Annotated in this window: 17 protein-coding genes, 1 tRNA gene and 1 pseudogene; 6 read left to right on the forward strand and 13 right to left on the reverse strand. The window is 68.1% G+C overall.

What is annotated here, in order from left to right; all coding sequences use genetic code 11:
* Positions 1-215: pseudogene (locus tag CDV49_RS19565) on the forward strand (replication initiation protein); the annotation flags it as partial.
* Between the two features lie 63 nt (positions 216-278).
* The gene (locus tag CDV49_RS19570; protein ID WP_088216959.1) at positions 279-803 is read left to right on the forward strand and encodes a CAP domain-containing protein; all 525 of its coding nucleotides are present in this window, start codon (positions 279-281) and stop codon (positions 801-803) included.
* A 27-nt stretch (positions 804-830) separates the two neighbouring features.
* Here CDV49_RS19570 and CDV49_RS19575 read toward each other — a convergent pair whose 3' ends face one another.
* The 6 genes from CDV49_RS19575 to CDV49_RS19600 form a co-directional block, all read right to left on the reverse strand.
* Complete coding sequence (locus CDV49_RS19575; RefSeq protein ID WP_088216960.1) at positions 831-1,793, reverse strand: carbohydrate kinase family protein; 963 nt, start codon at positions 1,791-1,793, stop codon at positions 831-833.
* 21 nt (positions 1,794-1,814) lie between these two features.
* Positions 1,815-2,462 (reverse strand): riboflavin synthase subunit alpha, encoded by a 648-nt coding sequence (locus CDV49_RS19580; protein WP_088216961.1) that lies wholly within the window; start codon positions 2,460-2,462, stop codon positions 1,815-1,817.
* 997 nt (positions 2,463-3,459) lie between these two features.
* Complete coding sequence (locus tag CDV49_RS19585; RefSeq protein WP_088216962.1) at positions 3,460-4,080, reverse strand: class I SAM-dependent methyltransferase; 621 nt, start codon at positions 4,078-4,080, stop codon at positions 3,460-3,462.
* Positions 4,070-4,834: a CDP-alcohol phosphatidyltransferase family protein gene (locus CDV49_RS19590; protein WP_088216963.1), complete on the reverse strand. Its 765-nt coding sequence runs from the start codon at positions 4,832-4,834 to the stop codon at positions 4,070-4,072. Before CDV49_RS19590 ends, CDV49_RS19585 begins: the two co-directional genes overlap by 11 nt.
* Positions 4,835-4,839: 5 nt before the next feature.
* Complete coding sequence (locus CDV49_RS19595) at positions 4,840-5,532, reverse strand: phosphatidylserine decarboxylase (RefSeq protein WP_088216964.1); 693 nt, start codon at positions 5,530-5,532, stop codon at positions 4,840-4,842.
* Between the two features lie 651 nt (positions 5,533-6,183).
* Positions 6,184-6,801, reverse strand: a complete 618-nt coding sequence (locus CDV49_RS19600) for a glutathione S-transferase family protein (protein ID WP_088216965.1) — start codon at positions 6,799-6,801, stop codon at positions 6,184-6,186.
* Between the two features lie 427 nt (positions 6,802-7,228).
* Between CDV49_RS19600 and CDV49_RS19605 the strand changes: the two genes are divergently transcribed.
* Complete coding sequence (locus CDV49_RS19605; RefSeq protein WP_179209281.1) at positions 7,229-7,771, forward strand: SRPBCC family protein; 543 nt, start codon at positions 7,229-7,231, stop codon at positions 7,769-7,771.
* Between the two features lie 433 nt (positions 7,772-8,204).
* On the opposite strand, the gene CDV49_RS19610 is transcribed toward CDV49_RS19605, so the two are convergent.
* The 3 genes from CDV49_RS19610 to CDV49_RS19620 form a co-directional block, all read right to left on the reverse strand.
* A complete protein-coding gene (locus CDV49_RS19610) occupies positions 8,205-9,341 on the reverse strand; it encodes a THUMP domain-containing class I SAM-dependent RNA methyltransferase (protein WP_088216967.1) in 1,137 nt (378 codons plus the stop codon).
* Between the two features lie 732 nt (positions 9,342-10,073).
* Positions 10,074-13,148 (reverse strand): efflux RND transporter permease subunit, encoded by a 3,075-nt coding sequence (locus tag CDV49_RS19615; protein ID WP_088216968.1) that lies wholly within the window; start codon positions 13,146-13,148, stop codon positions 10,074-10,076.
* Entirely contained in the window at positions 13,148-14,233 is a 1,086-nt protein-coding gene (locus tag CDV49_RS19620) for an efflux RND transporter periplasmic adaptor subunit (RefSeq protein ID WP_088216969.1), read from the reverse strand. Before CDV49_RS19620 ends, CDV49_RS19615 begins: the two co-directional genes overlap by 1 nt.
* Positions 14,234-15,641: 1,408 nt before the next feature.
* On the opposite strand from CDV49_RS19620, the gene CDV49_RS19625 reads away from it, so the two are divergent.
* The 3 genes from CDV49_RS19625 (at position 15,642) to CDV49_RS19635 (ending at position 17,190) form a co-directional block, all read left to right on the forward strand.
* On the forward strand, positions 15,642-16,091 hold the full coding sequence (locus CDV49_RS19625) for a DUF4186 domain-containing protein (RefSeq protein WP_088216974.1): 450 nt from the start codon (positions 15,642-15,644) through the stop codon (positions 16,089-16,091).
* 542 nt (positions 16,092-16,633) lie between these two features.
* Complete coding sequence (locus tag CDV49_RS19630) at positions 16,634-17,062, forward strand: YqaA family protein (protein WP_088216970.1); 429 nt, start codon at positions 16,634-16,636, stop codon at positions 17,060-17,062.
* A gap of 42 nt (positions 17,063-17,104) precedes the next feature.
* Positions 17,105-17,190: transfer RNA gene (locus CDV49_RS19635), tRNA-Leu, on the forward strand.
* A gap of 157 nt (positions 17,191-17,347) precedes the next feature.
* Here CDV49_RS19635 and CDV49_RS19640 read toward each other — a convergent pair.
* From CDV49_RS19640 to CDV49_RS20630, 4 genes are all read right to left on the reverse strand, one after another.
* Positions 17,348-17,689, reverse strand: a complete 342-nt coding sequence (locus CDV49_RS19640; protein WP_088216971.1) for a hypothetical protein — start codon at positions 17,687-17,689, stop codon at positions 17,348-17,350.
* The gene (locus tag CDV49_RS19645) at positions 17,686-17,871 is read right to left on the reverse strand and encodes a hypothetical protein (protein WP_088216972.1); all 186 of its coding nucleotides are present in this window, start codon (positions 17,869-17,871) and stop codon (positions 17,686-17,688) included. The genes CDV49_RS19640 and CDV49_RS19645 overlap by 4 nt, the downstream gene beginning before the upstream one ends.
* Positions 17,868-18,095: a hypothetical protein gene (locus CDV49_RS19650; protein WP_088216973.1), complete on the reverse strand. Its 228-nt coding sequence runs from the start codon at positions 18,093-18,095 to the stop codon at positions 17,868-17,870. The genes CDV49_RS19645 and CDV49_RS19650 overlap by 4 nt, the downstream gene beginning before the upstream one ends.
* A partial coding sequence (locus tag CDV49_RS20630) for a hypothetical protein (RefSeq protein ID WP_179209282.1) occupies positions 18,092-18,455 on the reverse strand: 364 nt, incomplete at its 5' end. The genes CDV49_RS19650 and CDV49_RS20630, both read right to left, overlap by 4 nt.

Here is an 18,455-nt window from a genome sequence, read left to right on the forward strand (position 1 = left end):
TGGCCCGGCGCGCGCGCTTCGCCGCGGTGGAGGCGGCGGTCGCCCGGCGCAACCCGACCCAGCGCGACGCGGACCGCCGCCTGTTCCTCGCCCGGCTGGAGGGGGAACTCGAGCGGGAGGATTTCCGCCGCTTCGGCTGGTCCAGCGCGTTGAACGCCCGCGCGATCTTCGCCTTCTGGGAGGAAATGGCGCCGGGCCTGTTCGATGACGTTTGAAGAACGGGCATGTTCCGGCGGAACAGGAACGCCGGGTGACAGTTGCTCCCGAAAGGGAAACAGATGATCCGACACAGTCTCGCGCCCGCGTTCGGGCTGGCAGGTTTTCTGGCGCTCTCCGCCTGTATCGTTCCGGTGCCCATCGTGGTGCCGGGCAGCAGTCGCGGCCCTTCGGCGCCGGCGAGCTACGTGACCGCGCCCGCAGGGCAGGCGGGGGATGTGCTCCGGCTCATCAATGCGGAGCGGGAGAGCCAGGGGCTGCATCCGCTCTCCTGGTCGGATCGGCTCGCGGCCTCCGCCGCAGACCACGCGGCCTGGATCGCCAGCACGGGCACCTTCTCCCACACGGGGGAGGGGGGATCGAGCGCGCGGGACCGGATGGCGGCGCGGGGGTATCGCGGGTGCGACTATGCGGAGAATATCTCGCGCGGGCAGCCTGACGCGCAGGCGGTCGTGCGGGGCTGGATGTTGAGTCCGGGACACCGCGCGAACAATCTGCGGCGGTCGAGTTACGAGGCCGGTGCCGCGATGGTGCGCGGCAGCCGGGGGCCGGTCTGGGTCATCAACTTCGGTGCGTCCTGCGGATAGGGACCGGCGCGCCGGGTCACGGCAACGTCAGGCCGGCCGGGCCAGTCCGCGCCGAAAGATCGCCAGTTCTTCCCGCGCCGGGGGATCGGCGCCGATCCGGGTGACGGAGAGGCAGGAGGCATGGACCGCCTGTTCCAGATGCTGGGCCACCGTTGCCGCCGTCAGGCCCGCGATCCCCTCCGGCGAGAGGAGGCAGGCGTCGGCGAGGCTCGCGAGGAAACCCGCGTTGAACGTATCGCCCGCGCCGACGGTATCCGCCACGGTCACGGCGGGGGGCCGGATCTGTGCAACGCCGCCCTCCAGATAGGCGGAGCCGCCGTCAGCCCCTTCGGTGACGAGCACCACGCGGGGGCCGAGCGCGCGCAGCTCTGCCGCTCCCTCCGCGGGGGTGACGGGGCCGAGCAGCCAGACCATGTCCTCCGCCGAGAGTTTCACCACATGCGCCCTGCGCATCAACCGGTCGAGCCGCGCGCGGTAGCCTGCCTCGTCGCTTATGAAACCCGGGCGGATGTTGGGGTCCAGCATGATGAGCCGGCCCGCTTCCGCCGCGCGGGTGGCGAAGGTCTCTATCGTCGTGGCGCAGGGTTCGGACACGAGGCTGATCCCGCCCAGAAACACCGCGCCGATATCTGGTGCGATATCGGGGAGGTCCGCTGGCTGGATCATGCGGGCGGCGGTATTCTCGTCAAAGAAACTGTAGCGCGCCTGCCCGTCGGTCAGGGTGACGAAGGCGAGAGTGGTGGGCCGGTCGCTCCGCGGGCAGGGGGAGATGTCTACCCCGTCCCGCAGCAGCGCCTGCGCGAGCTGTTCGCCGAACATGTCGCTGGAGAGGCCGCAGCAGAAGGCGACGTCCGCCCCGAGCCTGCGCGCCGCGATGGCGGTATTGTACACCGCCCCCCCCGCGAGCGGCAGAAAGGCCGTGCGGCCAAGGAGGTCGCGCGGCACCATGTCGATCAGCGCCTCGCCGATGCAGAGGATCCTTGCGGTCATGAAGATGCGTCCTCGGCGGGCTCAGGCGGCGCGGCGGATGAGTTCGGGCAACACGCGGGAGACGGTGCGCTCGATCGTATCGACCATGACCATCGTCGCGTGATCGACCTCTATGTTCAGCAGGTCGCCCGGGCGGTAGTCGCGGAAGGTGGTCTGGCGCAGGGTCTCCGGGATGAGGTTGATGCGGAACACGTCGCCTTCCGGCCCGCCGTCCTCCCGGTCGGCCACGGTGAGCGAGCAGCCGTTGACCGCAAGGAAGCCGCGGGGAAAGACATATTTCGCCCATTCGGCGGGAACGCGGAAGCGCAGGAAGGCCTGATCGGCTTCCGTTTCGATCTCCACGATTTCTGCCGTGGTGGCGATATGGCCGGCGATGATATGGCCCCCGACCTCGGCGCCCTGCTTGGCGGAGCGTTCCACATTCGCACGCCCTTGTGCGGCGAGCCGCGAAAGGTTGGTGCGGGAGAGCGTCGCATCCATCGCGTCGAAGGAGACGCGCGTTCCCTCCATCCGCGTGACGGACAGGCAGACGCCTTCGACGGAGACGGAGGCGCCGATGGCCAGATCGGCCAGCAGTTCCGGCGTGAACTCGACGGTGAGCGATTGCCCGCCGGGATAGGCGGCGATCTCCGTGACGGGACGGACGGCCTGAACGATGCCGGTATACATGGGCTTTCTCACCTCTCACGCCGCGATCTTCCCTCCAGAAGTAATGGTCCGGCGGCGATCCCGCAAGCGTTACCCCGGGGGGAGGGGTGGCGGACGGATCGCAGGGTGACGGGGCGCGGATGTCGACCGGGCGGGATTTTGTGGCTGGCCTTCGGTCCTCGGGCGGGGCAGCGCTCGTTGGCGTTGGCGTTGGCGTTGGCGTTGGCGTTGGCGTTGGCGTTGGCGTTGGCGTTGGCGCGTTGGCGTTGGCGTTGGCGATTTGGGTGTGTTGCGGCGACGGCCGGGTTGATCGGCTAGGGCAGGGTGGTCCCTGGCAGGTCGCAGTGACGCGGGGGTGGTGGCGAGAGGGGGTGTTGACGGGGGCGATGACGCGGGGTGAGCCTTCTGCTCATGCTGCTCATGCTGCTCATGCTGCTCATGCTGCTCATGCCGCTCATGCCGGTCTGTCGCCCTGCATCGCGCATCGCTGCCCGGCCCTGGCGTTACCGGCCCCGCGTTAGCTGTCCGACCGGGGTCGTGCCCGGAAGGGCGCGTCGCATCGCGCCTGCGGGAGCATCTCGGCCACAAAGCCTGTCAACAGGCTGCGGAAAAGCTCTGCAATCTCACGCCTGTGTTGTGGAAATCTGGAAATCTGCCTTGGGAAATCTGCAATGGAATGATCCGTACGGCGGAGGTTTCCGGCGGGATTTCGTCAGATTGCGAACGATCCCCGCTTCAGCGCAGGTCCGAAAGCCCTCGGCAGCCTGTCAGGGCGATGTTCTCCCCGGTCTGGATTCCATCTGAATCAGGGAGCGGGCCGACCTGCATTTCGTCGCGACCGCGCCGCGCATCAGCGCGGCGCCGGGCCCAACCGGCGAGGGCGGCCTTGGCCGCCGCTGACGGGCGGGAGTGCGCCCCGGACCGGATCGGGGAGCGGTCTCACGCCTTCCCTGCCGTGCCCTTGCCCTGCGGGTCGCGTCGCTGGGCAGGGCGTATCGCTGCTGCGGGGCGCGAGGGGTCAGCAGTCCCGACGTTCGAGCACCAGCCAGGTCATCATGCCGAAGGGCGGAAGGCTTTCCCGTTCCGCCACGTCGAGTTCGGGATGGCCCAGCACGCGCTCGATCGGGAAGTCCGATTGCCAGCCCAGCAGATCCTCGAAACGGGTGGAGATCCGCTCCAGCGCCCGGAGCGGCCCGGCTTCCGCGGTGAAGTGGTTCACGATCACCAGCTGCCCCCCCGGACGGCACACGCGCGCCATTTCGCACAGCACCTTTTCCGGCTCCGGGACCACGGAGAGCACGTGCATCGCGGCCACGGTATCGAAGCTCGCATCCGGGAAGTCGAGCGACCGGGCATCCATCCGGTGCAGCGCCTCCACATGGCCGAGCGAAAGTTCGGTGACCTTCTCCTGCGCCTTGGCCAGCATCTCCGGCGAATAGTCGATGCCGGTCACCCGCACACCGCCCTGGTAGAGCGGCAGGACGAGACCGGTGCCGACGCCGACTTCAAGCACCTCGCCGCCCCGGCGGCTGACATGTGCGGCGGCGCGCTGCCGCCCCGCGTTCGTCACACGTCCGAAGGTGGCGTCGTAGATCGGCGCCCATCGGCGGTAGGTGGAGGTAACGGCATCAGGCCTCATGTTCGCTCTTCCCCTGTTTCGACAACCGGCGCAGGGCCGACCAGCCCACCACGCAGAGATAGGCCACATCCGCCGCGATCAGCGTCCACCAGGGCCAGGTGAACAGGACGGCGATGATGGCAACCAGCAGGATCACCCAGTAGGGCAGGTGTTCCGGCCGCATCTTGAGTTTCTTGAGCGAGGGCGTGGGAATGCGACTGATGAGCAGGAAGCCCACGATCACCAGCCAGCCCGCGCTCAGGATATCGGGGACGTCCGTGCCTGCGGGAAGCGCCTCGTTCAGAAAGAGCGGAAGCATGGCCAGCATGGCGCCCGCGGGCGAGGGCACGCCGATGAAGCCGCCCAGCGAGGGGCCCGGCGCGGGGGAGCGGGCATCCACGTTGAACCGCGCCAGACGGAGCACGCAGCCCACCACATAGACGAGCACCGCGATCCAGCCGAGGTTCGCGATATCCGACAGCATGGAGAGATAGACGAGCATCCCCGTCACCACCCCGAAGTTCAGGAAGTCCGCGAGCGAGTCGAGCTCTGCGCCGATGGCGCTTTCGCTGCCCATCATCCGGGCCATCCGTCCGTCCAGCGCGTCGAGGATCGCGGCGAGGATGATGAGACCCACGGCCTCGCCGAAGCGTCCGGCGATGGCGAAGCGGAGCGATGTCAGCCCGGCGCAGATCGCGCCCAGCGTCAGGAGGTTCGGCAGCAGTTGCGGCAGGGCGAGCTGGCGGACACGGTTGGCGCGGGGGCGGCGGGACATGGCCGCTACTCCGCGCGGGCCGGACGGGGCAGAAGGCTGGCGGTGAGATCCGCCATGACCGTTTCGCCCGCGATCATCGTCTGGCCCTCCGCCACCAGCGGGGCCACGCCGGGCGGAAGGTAGACATCCACCCGCGAGCCGAACCGGATCAGGCCGAAGCGCCGCCCCGCATAGAGCGTGTCGCCCTCCTTCACGAAGGGCAGGATGCGCCGCGCCACCAGACCTGCGATCTGGACGCAGGCGATTTCGCGGCCATCGGGCAGCTCGATGAGCAGGGCGTTGCGCTCGTTATGCTCCGACGCCTTGTCCAACGATGCGTTGACGAATTTTCCCTTGGTGTAAGCCATCTTCTTCAGAACGCCCGAAACCGGCGATCGGTTCACGTGGACGTTGAACACCGACATGAAGACCGAGATGCGCGTCATCGGTTCGGCCGCCATGCCGAGCTCCGGCGGCGGCAGGACCGTCGTGATCTGCGAGATCATGCCGTCCGCCGGGCTGATGACCAGCCCCTCGCCCTCCGGCACCTGCCGCACGGGATCGCGGAAGAAGTAGTAGCACCAGATGGTCAGCACCACGCCGATCCAGCCCAGCGGCTCCCAGAGCCAGAACAGCAGGGCGGTGATCACCGCGAAAATGCCGACGAAGCGCCACCCTTCGGGGTGCATCGGCTTCAACACGGTATCGGTCATGCGCATGGGGGGTGTTTCTCCTGTTTGCCAGATCGGGTTACGGAATTCGATGGCCAAGCGCAACGAGGGACAACATCGCAGACGGCGGTTCGCGAGGGTTTGCCGGCCTTATCGCGCTGCCAAGTCGCTGTTTCCCGGCGTGGGAGGAGCAGGGGCGGGGGTCATCCAGTGCATACGGCGGCAAGTATGGCCCCGCCCCGCCGGGAGCGGCCCTTCCCGGACCCGTCCGCCAAGGCGATAATCCAGAGCCATAATCCGGGTGGGCCCCCGCGCGCGGGGGGTCGCTTAGGGCGTGTGGGCCGGGATTGCTACTGGCCAGAGGTGCGACCCCGCGCGCGGGGGAGCTGCCGGGGCGGCAGCTCCGGACGAGATCGAGGATCAGGGTGCGGCCCCGCGCGCGGAGCCGCCCAGTAGAAGTTGGCTTGTGCCGTCAGTGTCTCGGGCGCGGCCCCGCGCGGGGAGCCGCCGAAGACACGCCAAGGCTGCGCCCCGCGCGGGTCGGTGCGGTCGCGTGGGGAGCCGCCTCCGATGGCGAGAAAGCGCGCGGGGGAAAGCAGCCCCTGTGGCTCCGGGTGGCGACAGTCAGGAGTTTGGCCGCGGGCAGTCAATGAGAATGGTCATCACCAGCACGCCTGCTTTGCAGGACGAAGCCGCCGGTCAGGTCAGCGCAGTCATCACAGCCTTGCGGTAGGCCTTGCGTTGCGAGAGCCGATCATACCACGCTTCAAGTGCAGGCAGACTGGGGCGTTCGATGGGCATATTGAACCAGGCGTATGCGATGCAACCCAAAGGAATGTCTCCAATCCCCAGATGGTCCCCTGACAACCACGGTCTTTCGGTCAGAGCCGTATCCGCAACCGCCATCAGGGCAGCACATTGTTCCTGTCCTCGCAGCATGGCTGCTTCGTCGCGCGTTTCCGCGGTGCGGCGAACAATATTCCAGAACAGATCGCGGAACGGAACCGCGAATGAAAGGGATGCCCAGTCCATCCACTTGTCTGCCGCAGCCCAGAGCCGCGCATCCGCAGGGGCGAACCTCCCCTCGCCATATTGCCGGGCAAGGTATCTGATTATGGCGTTGGATTCCCAAAGCACCAGCGAGCCGTCCTGCATACAGGGAACAAGGCCATTCGGGTTGAGAGCTTGAAACTCCGCCGTGGAGACAATGCCAAAACTGCCGCCTGCCGGGATATGTTCATAGTGCAGACCAAGTTCTTCGGCGCACCACAGCACCTTGCGGACATTGGTCGAATTGTCCCTGCCCCAGATTTTCATGCTCTGTCCCCGTCTATCCTGTCCCGTCGATACTGCTAACCCGAACGGCGGGAAAGGCTCAACGCGTGTGCTGGTCGCGGCCAGCAGGCCGGGAATTGCGCCGTCCAGCTTGAGGGCCCGGCCCGATCAGGCTCCTGATTGTCGCGGCTTCGGGTGGGGGGGAAGCTGCCGGCCGTAAATCTGCTGGCCTTGTCGCGGAAGGGCCGGCGCGCGGGGAGCCGCCTCTGCTCCGGGGGTGCCAGATAGGGGGGTGCCAGATAGGGGGGTGCCAGATAGGCGGTGGGAGCAGCGGCAGTGGCGGAAAGTTTCCGTCATGCGGCCCCGCTTGCGCGCGGGAGGAGCGGGTAAGACTTTCGTTGCATTGCTCTTGGCTGCGCTGCGGTTAGGCTGATCGGGCTATTCCGGGGGGGATCCGGGGGAGGAACTGATGCGGAAATTTGTGATGGCGCTGGCGGCGGGTGCAGCGCTGGTATTCGGAGCGGGACTGGCGGAGGCGCACGGCCCTTCGCGGCAGAAGGTGATACAAGAGGTGACGCTGAACGCGACGCCCGACGAGGTCTGGGCGGTGATCGGCAAGTTCGACGACCTGTCCTGGTATCCGCGGGCCAAGTCGGTGGAGATCGAGCCGGGTGCCGAGGTCAAGCCGGGCGAACAGCGCACCGTCACCTGGGACAATGGTGAGCAGACGACGGAGCAGCTTACCAAGTGGAACCCGGAGGGTCATACCTATTCCTACCGGACCATCACCGACAACATCAAGGCGCTGGCCGTGACCAACTATTCCGGCATCATCGCCGTGAAGGACGAGGGCGGCAAGGCGAAGGTCGAGTGGACGGGAGCCTTCTATCGGGGTTTTCCGAACAACGATCCGCCGCCTGAACTGAATGACGAGGCTGCCATCGCCACGGTGACGGCAGCCCACCAGATGGGGCTCGATGCGCTGGTAGAGAAGTTCGGCAAGGCGAATTGATGCCCTGAAAGGCTCGCGTCCGGGTGGGGCCGGGCGAGAGTGGAGCCCGGTCGGTCTGTATGGACAGGGCCCCCGCCGCCACGCCGCCTCTCCCCCTCCAACGGCGTGGCGGCGGTTTTACCCGAACGGGCGGGACGATGTGACAGCCGGGTGAGCCGGCGGGCGGGCGATATCGGAGGGGTGGGCCCCTCCGTTTGCTTTTGGGCCTGTCCCGGTCGCAGGTTTCCCTTCAGGAAAGCTCCCGCATTCAGGGAGCACCACACCGGTCTTGCGCGATTTGCCCGGCCCCGGGGCACTCTGCGGAGCGGGTGGAGTTCACCCACTGACGCGCGTGGATGCCCGTGATTTCGGGGCCGGGGGCGGAAGCCCCGCGCGCGTTCCGGTGCTGCCGGGGGAGATGTGTGCTAACCGGCCGGAGTTCGTCGGCCGGAGTTCAAAGCCGGTCGGTGCGGTAGAGGCGGATGCGCAGGCTGCCATGCGGCACCGGTGGCCCGGGCGGGAGGAAACGGAGGCCGGTGGTGCGGGCCAGACGCTCCTCCGACGTGATGAGACCCACGCGCCAGCCGGTGAAATGCTGCTTCAGCGTCTGCCCGAGTGCCCCGTAAAGGCCGGCGAGCAGCTTTGGATTGCCGAGCCGCGCGCCGTAGGGCGGGTTCACCATGACAAGGCCGGGCGGTCCTTCGGGCGGGCGAGCCTCGCTCACCGGAAGGCGGGTGAAGGTGGTCCAGTCCGTCACGCCAGCGCGGGCCGCGTTGGCGCCGCTCATGCGGATCGCGCCATCGTCGCGATCGCTGCCGTGAAAGGTGAAGGCGGGCGGGCGGGGAGCGGCGGCCTGTTTCAGCCCCGCCCAGCGTTCCGGCTCGAAGGAGGCCAGGTCCTCAAAGGCGAAGCGGCGGCTGCGACCGGGCAGCAGGCCCGCCGCGATCTCCGCCGCCTCGATCACGAACGTGCCCGAGCCGCACATCGGATCCACCACCGGTTCTGCGCCGGTATAGCCGCATTGACGCAGGAACAGCGCGGCCAGCGTCTCGCGCAGGGGGGCCTTGTTCACCGCCTCCTTGTGGCCGCGTTTGTGCAGGGAGGGACCGGAGGTATCGACGCTGATGGTGACGAGATCGTCCTCGATGCGGATCTTGAGGGCGATGGCGTCTTCGGGCGGGTCTTCGCTTTCCTTGTCGCGGGGCGCGGCGACAGGGATGCCCGCGCTCTCCCTGAGCGCGGTTTCGATCCGCTCCCGCGCGGCGCCGGCGTGATAGATGCGCGACCGGCGGCTGGTGACATCGACGCGGACGGGCATGTCGGTGCGCAGCACCTCTCCCCACGGGAAGCGGCGCGCGCGTTTGTCGAGCTGGGCGAGGTGGAGGGCGCGGAAGGCACCGATCCGGGCCAGCACGCGCGTGGCCCCCCGCAGCACGAGGTTCGCGCGCATCACGTCCTCCCAGCCGCCGTCGAAGGCGACGCCGCCCTCAAGCACGCGGGGCGCGGGGAAGCCGGCCTCCGCCGCTTCTTCGGCAAGGACGGGTTCAAGCCCCGGCGGGGCGGCGAGGAAGATCTCGAAGGGCGTGGTCATCGCGCCGTCATAGACGTTTCCCCCTGCGGGCGCGAGGGGGAACCGCCGGTTCCGGCCCGGGGAGTGCGGCGCTTGTCGTGGGGCGCCGGGCGCAGGCCGAAGATGCGCCCGAGACCCCGGCCCGGCCTGGCGTGTCCTGCCCGGGGCGAGGGGCGGGCAGGTGGCGAGGTAGACGTGTCGCGCGCGGGGGCCGATACCATCGGTCCGGCTGCACAGGAGCAGGCGTGCCCTGAGGCGCGTGGGACATGGGCCAACCGCTCGGAGGGGGTCAGGCATGCCCCGGGTGTGCGGGACAGGTGGGGCGAAGGAGATTGCGGCTCCGCTGGCAGGCCTTGGGAAATGTCCTCGGCGCTGCGCGCAGGCGAGGGGCGGCATCGTCGGATCCCCGCGTAGGGGGCGGCAGGCTGCTGAAAGAGAGCGTGGTCTGCGCCGGAGCTGAAATCTGGGGAAATCCCGCCGGAGATCTCCATATTCCGGGCGTTCCCGGGCCGATTTTCAGAGGACAGGCCTGATATTTCGGCGCCTTTTCAGCAGTCCGCCGGGTGTTGCACCGGCGGCTTCGGGCGAACGCGGTTACCGTGGGCGCGCCAACGCCGGACCGTCCGCGAAGCCGTCGGAGCGTGGCCGCGTGAGGGGCGGGGGCCGCTGGTCTGCAGTGCGCTGCCGTCCTCGGGTTGCCCGCGAAGATGCAGCATCCCCGTAGGGATGAGTGACCGTCATGAGTGGCGGCCGTCAGGCCGACGGCGAGAGTGGCGGTGACGGCGACGCGGCGGGGGGTTGCGGCTCCAGCCGGAACCACAGTGCGTAGAGGGCTGGCAGGAACACCAGCGTCAGTACGGTCGCCACCGTCAGCCCGCCGATGACGGAAAAGGCCAGCGGCGCCCAGAACACCTCCCGCGCGATGGGGATCATGCCGAGGATCGCCGCAGCGGCGGTGAGCACGATCGGGCGCGCGCGGCTTACCGTCGCGTCGATCAGCGCGGACCAGCCATCCTCTCCCGCCGCGCGGTGCTGCTCGATCTGCTCGACGAGGATCACGGAGTTCCGGGCGATCATCCCGATCAGCGCGACGATCCCCAGCACCGCGATGAAGCCCACCGGCAGGCCGGTGATCATCAGTGCCGCCACCACCCCGATCAGCCCGAGCGGCACGACCGAGAGGACAAGGATGAGCAACTGCACGCTTTGCAACTGCGCCATGAGGATGACGAGGATGAGGATGACCATGAGCGGGAACACGGCCACCACCGAGCCGAGCCCCTTTTCGCTTTCCTCGACCACGCCGCCGGTTTCCAGCCGCATCTCCGGGTTGGCGGCGGCGAGGCGGTCTATCGCGGGGGCGATGCCTGCGGCCATCGCCTCTGCCGTGATGTTGACGACATCGGCGCGGACGGTGATCGTGGGAAGCCTGTCGCGCCGCCAGACGACGGGCTGGCTGGTGGCGTAATCGAAGCTCGCGACAGAGATCAGCGGCACGGTGCGCCCGCCGCCCAACGGGATCTGAAGGGCGAGGAGGGTGTCCACGTCGCGCCGCTCGTTCTCCGCCCCGCGCCCCACGACATCGACAAGGTAGATGTCGTCGCGGATCTGGGTGATGTTCACGCCGCTGGTGACGGCCAGCAGCGCCTGCGCGAGCTGGGCGGAGGAAAGGCCGACAAGGCGCGCGCGGTCCTGATCCACGCGAATGCGGATGAGCCGCGCGGGTTCGTTCCAGTCGAGGTTGACGTTCACCGCGCCGGGGGCCGCGCCCATCACATCGGCCACCTGCCATGCAAGGTCGCGGACCGCGCCCAGATCCTCGCCGCTCACCCTGATCTGCACGGGCCAGCCCACCGGCGGGCCAAGCTCCAGCGGCGCCACGCGGGAAAGGACATCGGGGAAGCGGTCGTCCAGCACCCGCTGAAGCCGCGCCGTCAGGGCCGGGCGGTCGGCATCGGCGGTGGTGACCAGCACGCCCTGTGCGGTGTAGCTGGCGGGGGGGAGCACATCCATGGGCAGGTAGAAGCGGATCGCGCCTTCGCCCACGTAGAAGCTGAAGCTCTCCACCTCCGCCTCCGCCGCGACGATCTTCTCCACCTCCGTGACGACCTGACGGGTGCGCTCTATGGAGGAGGATTGCGGCAGGTTGAGGTCGAGCAGCAGTTCCGGCCGGTCGGAGGGCGGGAAGAACTGCTGCGGCAGCCGCATCGCGCCCAGAATAGACAGGGCGAACAGCAAGAGCGTGCCGATGACGATGGGCCATCGCCAGTGCAGCGCGCGCGTCAGGAAGCGGCGGAAGGCCGCGACATAACGGCCCTCCCCCTCGTGCTTGCGCTTGATCCGTGCGGGCAGCACCCAGACGCCGACGATGGGCGAGGCCAGCACCGCCACGATCCACGACAGGATGAGCGCGAAGGCGATCACCCAGAACAGCGAATTGGCATATTCCCCGGCGGCGCTTTTCGCAAAACCCACGGGCACGAAGCCCGCGACCGTTACCAGCGTGCCCGTCAGCATCGGAAAGGCGGTGGAGGTCCAGGCATAGGCGGCGGCCTTGGCCTTTTCCATGCCCTCCTCCAGCTTGGAGACCATCATCTCCACGGTGATCATCGCGTCATCCACCAGCAGCCCCAGCGCGATGATGAGCGCGCCGAGCGACACGCGCTGCAGCGCGATCCCGTAGAGTTCCATGGCAAGGAACACCAGCATCAGCGACAGGGGAATGGAGACGAACACCACCAGCCCCGCCCGCAGCCCCAGTGCGATGAAGGAGACGGCGAGCACGATCACCACCGCCTCCGTCAGCGCGCGGGTGAAGCCGGAGACGGCGTGCTGAACCACGGCTGTCTGGTTGGAGACCTGCGACACCTCCATCCCGATGGGCAGGCCGGATTTCACCTGGGCGATGACCGTGTCGATCTGCTGGCCGAGGGCGAGCACGTCGCCGCCCTCCTTCATCGACATGGCGAGGCCGATGGCGGGCTGACCCGCGACGCGGAACATCGGCTGGGCCGGATCGACCGGGCCACGGCGGACGGTCGCGATATCGTCGAGCCGCACGACGCCGGACTGGGTGGCGATGGTGAGGTTGTCGATCTCCGCCTCGCTGCCGAAGGCGCCGGTCACTTCGAGCCGGGTGCTGTCGGCGCTGGTCACGATCTCCCCCGCCGGGACGACCGCGTTCTGGTTCTGGATCTGGGCGATCACCGCTTCCGGGTCTATGCCGAGGCTGGCAAGGCGGCGGGTGGAGAATTCGATCCAGATCTTTTCATCCTGCGTGCCGATGAGTTCGGCCTTGCCGATGCCGGGAAGGCGCAGAACCCTGTCGCGCGCCGCATCGACAACGTCCCGAAGCTCCCGCTCCGAAAAGCCGGGATCGGCGGTGAAGGCGTAGATGATCCCGTAGGTATCGCCGAATTCGTCGTTGAAGAACGGGCCGAGCACCCCGGAGGGAAGCTCGCGGCCCATGTCGGCCACCTTCTTGCGCACCTGATACCAGTCGTCGTCCACCCGTTCGGGCGGTGTCGCGTCGCTCAGAGTCACGTAGATGATCGTCTGGCCCGGCGTCGTCAGGCTTTTCAGGTTGTCGAGGTCTTGGAGTTCCTGAAGCTTCCGCTCCAGCCTGTCCGTCACCTGATGGAGCGTGTCGTCCATCGTGGCGCCGGGCCAGTTCGCCTGAAGCACCATGGTCTTGATGGTGAAGCTCGGGTCCTCGCTCCGCCCGAGCCGCAGGTAGGACAGCCCGCCCGCGAGCGCGGCGAGGACGAGGATCAGCGTGACGAAGGAGCGGTGCGCCAGCGCCCAGGAAGAAAGGTTGAAGCCCCCCATCAGGCATCACCGGCGGGCAGCCGCACCTGCATTCCGGGGCGGAGACGCTGCACCCCCGCCGCCACGACCTTCGCGCCCTCCTCCAGCCCGCCGGAGATCAGGATGCGTTCGCCCTCGTATCGCAGCACCTCTACCGGCGTCAGCTCAACGACCCCGTTCGCATCGACCACCCAGACGGCCGGGCGGTCTGCGGTGTTGAACAGCGCGGAAAGCGGCAGCGCGGCAGCTTTCGGCCCCGGCAGTTCCAGCATCCCCCGCACGGCCGATCCGAAGCGGAAGGCTGCGGGGGCGTCGTCGATCCGCACGCGGACCCGGAAGGTGCGGGTCACCGGATCCGCCGCCGGGGAGATTTCCCGCACCCTGCCGTGGGCCACGATGGAGGGATCATCGAGCAGGGTGACGGTGACGGGGGCGTTCTCCGCCCCGCTGCCCAGAACGGCACCGGGGGCCTGGAACTGCGCATCCTTCAGGTCGGTGCGGGCGAGTTCGACGATCATCTGTCCGGCGGCGACGACCTGCCCCACCTCCGCCCCGCGCGACATGACCACGCCCGCCTCCGGCGCAACGAGATCGGTATATCCCAGCCCGTCCCGCGCATCCGAGACGCTGGCCTGCGCGGCAAGTTCATTGGCGCGCGCGACATTGGCCTGTGCCGTTGCCGCATCCGCCGCCGCCTGCGTGGCAAAACCGCGGCCGAGCAGGTCGCTGGTGCGTTTCTCCGTCTGCTCGGCATTCTCGCGCTGCGCCGTTGCCGCGGCGAGGCTGGCCTCCGCCTGCCGGACGCTGTTCTGCGCCTGTGCGATGTCGAGCCGGGCCAGCACCTCTCCCGCCGTCACCACGTCGCCCACATCGACGAGCCGCTGGGCGAGCTTGCCGCCAACCCGGAAGCCGAGGTCGCTTTCGATCTGGGGCGCCACCTCGCCCACGAGCGAGCCGGGGCTGTTCACCACCGTGTAGGCGACCGTCACCGTCTTGACCAGGCGCGGCCCTTCGACCTCCGGCGCCGCCGCTTCCTCCCGGCAGGCGGGCAGCAGGAGAAGCGCCGCGGCGAGCATCGCGGTGAGGATTCGGGCCGGTGCTATCATCTCTCGCCTCGCTGACAGTTCGGCGTGAAGATACGCGAAGGACCGCCCATGGCCAGAGGGGACGTACGGGAAACCGCCACACGGGCAACAAGTCGCGGCAGGCATGCCGGGGCGCAGGCGTGACGGCATGGTCTTTCCCGGTGGCCTTTTCCTGTGGCCTCTTGCGCTGTCAGCCTCGGCGTCGCGCGCGGGGGTTGGACCCGCGCGCCCGGACGGCCGCCGCCTTCAGATCGGTCGCCCCGTTGGTCGCAGGCATACGAGGCCGGACGTGAAACGCTGGGTGGTGCGCTGTCGAAGCGAATCCGTTGGTATCGCAGGCACGCGCGGCCGGACGCCAGACAGCCGGACGGTGGCTTGCCCCTGGACGATGGCCGCGCGCGGCTGGACGTGCCCTTGCCTGCCCAGATGCGGTGGGCAGGCAATCCCCCATGGCCGCGCGCGCTGCCGGGGCTGGAGCAGGGGGGGCATGGAATAGAGGCGGGCGCTCTGATTGGCCGCGCGCGTGCCGGGGGTAGGTGCGTTACCGGCGATTGTGAGAGGATGCCGGACAACATCGGTGTCGCAGGAACTCGGACCGTCTGATGCGGAGTTGCGGGAGACGGCGAGAAACACCGGCACCATTCGCGCACGAGGGTGTACGGCCCGCCGTCCATCCTCCGCGTCGGCGTTTGCACGCGCGAGACGGGGCCTGCAAGGCGATGTAAGCGGTCTGTCGTCCACCGGCTGTCGTGCATAGGCGTCGGCTCGCAGATGCAAGGCTGGACTGCCCTTGGCGCGCGCCCCGTCTTGGTTCGGGATGCGGGCGTTTCTCACGAACGAGGCTGGACGGCGGGGCGGGCGCATCGGCACGCTCCCGAACGGCGGGCATCTCGCACGCCCCACGAGGGAGGGGCCCATCGCGCGGATGATCCGGTCTCCGCGTCGGTGCCGCGCGCGGGCGGGACGCCGGAGGGGAAATTCGGGCCGGACGCCGCGCGGCCCATCGCTGGTGTGAGCAGCTCGTCCGACGGGAGGCACGGCGTTCCACGTCGTCTGCGCCGTGCGCCGTGCGGATCGCCACTTCTCATGCCGCGCGACTCCGTCCAGCACCGCGGTCCGCGCCGCGCGCGGTGGGGGTCGCGAGCTTGTCGGGCGGGTCGCCGTTGACGGGTGTCGGCCGCTCTCCGGCGCGCGATTGAGGGTGCAAGCCGGGGGTGTGGCTGGCGGGCTGGGGGTTGTCGGCCTCTCTCCCGCGCGCGATGGAAGGTAGCCAGTCTGCCGGCTCGCCCATGTCCCCGCGTCGTCGTTTGGCGCACGCGAGGCCGCGCGCTGCTCCATGGGGTTGGCGATCTTCGTCGCCTCCCGGGGGCTGGACGCGGGCGATGCGGGATGCGAGACCTCCCGTCTCATTCAAGGCAGGGAACGCGGGATGGAGAAGCTGCCTGACGACATTGCAGGACTGTTTGCCCGGCTGGGCAGGTCGCGCTTTCGCAGCCGCTTCCGGCTGGGGCAGGGGGAGAGGGCCTATCTGGCCGAGAAGGGCCGGGAGACAGTCGCCCGCCACGCGGCCGACTTCGTGGCGCGCCGCCTTGCGCCCGCCGCGCCGGTGAACGATGGGCGGCAGACGCCGATGCGGGGCCATCCGGTGTTCATCGCCCAGCATGCTACCGCGACATGCTGCCGCGGATGTCTGGCAAAGTGGCACGGGATTCCGGGCGGACGCCCGCTAGACGAGGCGGAGCAGGCGATAGTCCTGCGGGTTCTGATGGCCTGGATCGACAGACAGACGTCGGGGGACGCGTCCGGGCGGGGGCTTCCCGCCACGCCTGCCCGCAATGCGCGACCCCCGGTCCCGCGTGCCCCTGAGGGCGGGCCATGATGACGAAGGCAGCCCTTGCGTGGATCGGAGGCACCGCGGAGCCGCTCCGAAGGGAGCGGTTTGCCCGCTCTGCCGCAATGCTCCGGCTCCCCGCCTTGTTCGCGGCCGGCATGCCGCCGATCGCGTCCGTGGCCGATCATTTTGGCGGGCGGGTGAAAAGGTTCTGAAGTGTCCCGCCTTCTGTTTGGGAAATCGGTCCCATGACGTGTTGTTTCTGGCGCGCTTCCCTCGGATCGCGAACGGTTTTCGCTCCGATGCAGACCTGAAAGCCTTTTTCGGCACACTGTTAACCCTCAGCTTTTGCGACTTTTGGCCTGCCGGCAGCGCAGAGAACGTCACACCACTCCAGGAAGGGAAGGATCGGCTGACCGGGGGGCGGCAGAAAAGCCGCCGGAATTGCCGCCCGCGGGTATCCGGGCCTCATCGTGGCGTGCGTTGGCTGCGGAGAGCAGGGAGGCCGAGGCGGGCTCCACAGCTGCGGCGCTCTGCGCGCTGCCTTGCGGCGGTGATGTGGGGTAGGGGGTAGGCATGATGGGAGTCCGATGATCGCTTATCTTGGCCTGTTCGCTGCGGCATTCGTCGCCGCCACCCTGCTTCCCATGCAGTCGGAGGCGGTGCTGGGAACCCTCGCTTATCGCGGGGGGCATCCGCTGCCTTTGCTCTGGGCCGTCGCGACGGCGGGCAACGTGCTCGGCTCGGTGCTGAACTACGGCCTCGGGCGCTGGCTTGCGCGGTTTGAGGGGCGCAGATGGTTTCCCGCGTCGCCGGAGCAGATCCGCCGCGCCGAGGACTGGTATCGGCGCTGGGGACGCTGGTCGCTGCTGGCGAGCTGGCTGCCGCTGGTGGGGGATCCGCTTACCGTCGTCGCGGGCATGCTGCGGGAGCGGCTGGGGCTGTTCCTGCTGCTCGTCACGCTTGCAAAGGGCGGGCGGTATGTTGCGGTGATCTGGATCGCGACCGGGTGGAACTGACCTCTTGCACTGCCTGCGGGGGAATGGAATGGAGAGACTGGAGGCCGCTTGCCGGAACCGGTAGACGGAGAGCACTTAAAATGCTTCGGGCCATGCCCGTGTGGGTTCGAGTCCCACAGCGGCCACCAGATAATTGTATAATTGATTGATATTGCTGGTGAATTTTCCATAGATCGATGCTCACCTTCCCTTTTACCCATCAAAATGTAAGCGATTGATTTGCTCTGATAGCGACTGATTCTGACGTTGCCCTGTGTGGGCGCGGGGTGGTGGGGGCCCAGACGTTCAGAGCGGCTTGCCAAACCTGTCCAGCGGCTCGATGCCGACCATGCGATAGGCCCTGGCGACAAGCGCGGTCTGGTGGATGTTCATGTCCATGTCGCCGTTGTCGTCCGCGAAGACGATTTTGAAAGCCATGTCTTCCATGGTCTGCGGTTCAAAGTCGGCGGCTCGTTGCTCAAGGTCGAGCATCTCATCGAACAGCCTGTCCTCTTCGCCTTCGTCGTTCGTCGTTCGGTGGCCTGCCTTCACCTCCTGCCAGCGGTGGTACATCGCCCGAAGGGGGCTCGTTCGCTCCGCCACAGCGCGCCGGGTGGGTTCTTCCATTGTGTAGGTCGGGCTGCTCATTTCACATCGACCTTCCCGTGACGCTCCGTGCGCTGCTCCGCCTCCAGTTCCGCCAGTTTCGCGAGGATGACCGACTTGCTGGTGACCGTCAGCGCTGCGAATCTGACCCCCATCGACTGCGAGCATGAGGCCGTCCCTACCGGCGCAACCTTCTGCGTAGTGTCGCTCTCTGCATCGCTCATGGCTTCATCCCCGCCAGTTCCATGCCGTCGATGCTGGCGCCCATGAACACCTCCGCGAGTTCCAGGGTAAGGGCCACGGCCCATTTCGCGCCTTCCCCCTGGCCGGCACCCGTGTTGCTCTCCAGGGCCAGCCGGGCGGCCGTGACGAGGCCGGAGGCGGTGTAGGCGAAGCTGACGGCCCGTTCGGTCTTGTCGATATGGGCAATGTCGCTGTCGGTAATCATGCCAGGTCCTCCTGTGGATGGGGTGTGCCGTGAACGATGGTGCCAGCGCCGAACACAAGCGCGCGGGCTTCATCCCAGAGCGGCGGCAACTCGTTGTGATTGGGCAGTCCGAGCTCGCCCCGGTTCGTGTAGGCGTAGACCTTGGCCACGAAGTCGCGGGCATTCTCAGCCGGGATTGCCATCAGGCTGTCCTCAATGGCGATCCGGTCCTCGTTCGCCACTTGGAACTCCTCGTCGGTCATGCGCTGCGCGTTGAGCGTTGCCGTTACTTCCTGCCAGCGACGGAACCACTGCATGACAGGCGTTTCGTCCTGATCCGTCATCACCGCCGCCGTCACGCCGTCCACATCGCCAGAGAAC

Origin of the sequence: Haematobacter genomosp. 1 (genome assembly GCF_002196855.1) — a bacterium.
Lineage (GTDB): Bacteria > Pseudomonadota > Alphaproteobacteria > Rhodobacterales > Rhodobacteraceae > Haematobacter.